This is a genomic window from Rubneribacter badeniensis (assembly GCF_002899695.1).
GTDB classification, from domain to species: domain Bacteria; phylum Actinomycetota; class Coriobacteriia; order Coriobacteriales; family Eggerthellaceae; genus Rubneribacter; species Rubneribacter badeniensis.
Window position 1 is genome coordinate 1 of sequence record NZ_PPEL01000151.1, and the last position, 3,323, is coordinate 3,323.

The window sequence follows — 3,323 nt, forward strand, 5'->3', positions numbered from 1 at the left end:
CGGGCATGGCTCTCCTCCAATATGCTTCTTGTCTCGACAACTCGAATCATACCGGGGCGGGCCGTGCCCTCCTTCCTATCTGGACGCTATCCTGCTGTCAAAGTGCGCAAAAAATTGTACGTTACCCAAGGGAGCTCTTGCGCCAGCTCCAGCCGCCGCTTACGTCTTTAACGTACTTCTCACCGGATTCGATTTGGTTGAACATCAGGTCGAGAGGGGTCTTGCGGCAGGAGAAGTTCGCCTTGCTGTCGTACTTCCCGCGCATGAGGGCCATCGACAGCAGGGTCGTCGTCCCCAGCGGCGTGTAGTCCGAAGCCGGGAACCAATCGCGCAAAAGGGCCGTGACCGCGACGATGAGCTTTCGGGAGCTTTCCGCAAGAGCCTCGTCAGAGGAGTCCTCTCGCACGCTTTGAGCGCAGTGGGCGGCGAAGTCCAGAAGCTCGGCATCGCTTCGGACGGCAGCCAGGGGATTGGCGATGACGGTGGCTATGCGGTCACGGCTCATGCGGCCTCCTTCGTTGTCGACGGTTTGGCAGAAAACGGCAACAACGACGACCCTTCACAGGCTCGAAAAACAAAGCAGGTCGGAAGCGTTTTCAGCTTCCGACCTGCGTTTTCATCTGGTCGGGTTGACAGGATTTGAACCTGCGACCCCTTGACCCCCAGCGGGCATGACCTGGGAAAACGCATTACAACCGACAACTATAGGAATTAAAAGCCCCAGGTAAATCCCCAAATTATGGAATCCTGTAACCCCTTGTCCTCTGGGGTCTCAAAAGCATTCGCCCATTTTTCGCCCTTATATAGTGAAAACAGGATGTTTTTTAGCATTAGGTCAGGGGGTCCCAGGGTGGAAATAATAGGTAAAGGATCGGTTGAGGAAGTCATTCCTGGTAAGGTTTACAGAATTCGTCATTGTCTTGGTAAAGATCCAGCAACAGGAAAGTATCGTCGCTCAAAAAAGAAAACTGTTTATTGTACGAAAAGGCAAGTTTGGAACGAGCTAGCTATATACAAAGAAGAACTTCTTCAAGAGGAACACGAACGCACTCATCCAACAAGAGCAATGCCTAACATTGAAGAATATGGCAAAGAGTTCATTGAAGTTAAAGAGACTACTCAAGAATTAGCTTTATCGACTATCCAAAGCTATAAAGCAAGTGCACGTTTAGTTAACTCTCTATTTGGTTCTATTCGCCTTGACGAATTGAACGCTGGCATCATTAATAGGCGCTGTACAGCATTCGTTAAAAAAGAGGGGGCGACTGTAAACCAGATATATCGCATAAAGAAGTTTCTCAAAAGTATTTACCGTCAAGCTGTTTTGGAGGGTTTAATTGACTATCGCGATAATCCCTGTTTGGTAATTGATACGAGACGTCCAAAAGTGAAAACTCGTAATAGCCTTAGTATTGAAGAGTTTGCTCGTCTTCATCAAATCCTGATTGATATGCCTCGAACTTCACGCCTTGCTGGTGTATTTATTGGTATGAAAACAGGTATGCGGAAAGGTGAAGTTTTGGGGCTCACGTGGGCTAATGTCGATTTCAAAAACAAAAAGATACACGTGGCTCAACAGCTTGACGATTACGGTCAGTTTAAAGAACCAAAAAGTCGTGCTGGATTTCGTTTGATTAGCATTGACGATGAAACAGTAGATTATTTACTAGATTGGAAAAGCATTCAGAAACAAGAACTTGCTTCTTATGGGAAAAATCAATTTGATTCCACGGTTGTATGTACCAATGATTGGAATGGTGGTGTTTTCGATTCTCGTGGATATAGTCGCTGGTTTAGAGATTTTTGCGTAGAACATGGGTTTGGTAAGTATTTAGACACAAGCGATTACAAGGACAACCAGGGTAAAAAAGATGGATGGCACAGAAAACGCAAGAGTGAGTACGTAGGTCTTTGTTTTCACGAATTGCGCCATACGCAAGCCACCTTATTGATTGCAGCTGGAGTTGATGTAAAAACGGTTCAGCACCGTTTGGGTCACAGTGAGGTTTCTACCACATTAGATATTTACGCTCACGCTATTGATGCTAATGATGAATTGGCAACCAGCGCACTCAACAGCTATCTAACTTCTAAAGAAATGAAGTAAGTTTGGAATAGTGTTATCTGTGGTAGCAACTTTTTAGAAGAATCTCAGAAAGCATAATAGTCTGTTATGCTTACGCATGAGCGCTTTTAAAAAGCGCACACGCGTAAGCGTAAATATGAAGGAATAGAGAAATTGCTTCTTAGAGAGTCTTAGAGAACCTGAAAAATCATTTCACTCTGCACCATAAATGACAACTCCGTATTCTTCTGTCAAACGTTAGAAGACAAGATGAAACGGAGGATACCATGAAGTACTATGACCCTAATGAATGGATTTCTGTACGAATGCTACAGGAAGAACTATGTGTTTCACGCTCTACCGCATATCGTATAACTAAGGCGATACCCCACAAAACAATTGGTAGGACCATTAGGATTAGGCGTGCCGACCTTGAACACTATTTGCGTACACATGATCAAATTCCAACAAACTGGTAGGTTGGTCTTATGATGACAAAACGCTTTAAACCTTGTTCATCATGGGCAAGTAATCCTAAAGAACTTTTGATGCAGGATTCATCACCGCTTAAAACGTGTATATCTGCACTTGACGAAGTTTTTGATGGCGGATGTCGTAATGAAATGATTGTTGTGGCAGGAATGCCTGGTTTTGGTAAAACGGATCTTGCAATTAACTTAGCAATTGCGTTTCTTTTACAAAACCGACCCGTCTTTTATCTAAGTGTTGAGTTAAGTCGTGAGCAAATTTTGCGACGTTCATTATGCACTCTGGCGAATAGGATTGATGTAAGCATAGAAGCAAATGAAAAAAGTATTCTACAATTGTTTGAAACAACACCATCAAACAAACTACTTAATGACGCATACAAGCTCATCTCAAGCAAATACATTATCATTGACGAGTCTTTTAATCAGGGGGAACCTATACCTCCTCATACCGTAGAAGAAATCAAATATTCATTGCAAAAGTGGCAAGCTGAACAAGAATCTACTCCCTGCCTTGTGGTTGATTATATACAACAACTATATTTGGGAGATTATCAGGGAACTACAACAACAGCATTAGATAGAGTTTCGAAGGAGCTGGCTAAGATTGCTCATATAGAGCATACACCCGTTGTTGTATTGTCATGGGGGTGCGGACAAAAAGTTGGACACTCCGGTGTCCGGATTGGAGTCCGCATGTACCCGTTGGAGACCAGGGAGCTCGCCGTGGAGGCCGTCGCGGCGGGGTTCAGCCTGACCGAGGCGGCCGA

The 3,323-nt window shown here is 44.5% G+C and carries 4 protein-coding genes; 3 read left to right on the forward strand and 1 reads right to left on the reverse strand.

The genetic code is table 11. The features are described 5' to 3' along the window. Window positions 1-121: 121 nt before the first annotated feature. Window positions 122-505: a hypothetical protein gene (locus C2L80_RS13325; RefSeq protein ID WP_103263368.1), complete on the reverse strand. Its 384-nt coding sequence runs from the start codon at window positions 503-505 to the stop codon at window positions 122-124. A gap of 345 nt (window positions 506-850) precedes the next feature. Here C2L80_RS13325 and C2L80_RS13330 point away from each other — a divergent pair, with 345 nt between their 5' ends. The 3 genes from C2L80_RS13330 to C2L80_RS13340 form a co-directional block, all read left to right on the forward strand. Continuing rightward, entirely contained in the window at window positions 851-2,107 is a 1,257-nt protein-coding gene (locus tag C2L80_RS13330; protein ID WP_157941101.1) for a tyrosine-type recombinase/integrase, read from the forward strand. A 284-nt stretch (window positions 2,108-2,391) separates the two neighbouring features. Then, window positions 2,392-2,544 (forward strand): helix-turn-helix domain-containing protein, encoded by a 153-nt coding sequence (locus C2L80_RS14715; protein WP_420820277.1) that lies wholly within the window; start codon window positions 2,392-2,394, stop codon window positions 2,542-2,544. 9 nt (window positions 2,545-2,553) lie between these two features. Next, a partial coding sequence (locus tag C2L80_RS13340) for a DnaB-like helicase C-terminal domain-containing protein (protein WP_204600616.1) occupies window positions 2,554-3,323 on the forward strand: 770 nt, incomplete at its 3' end.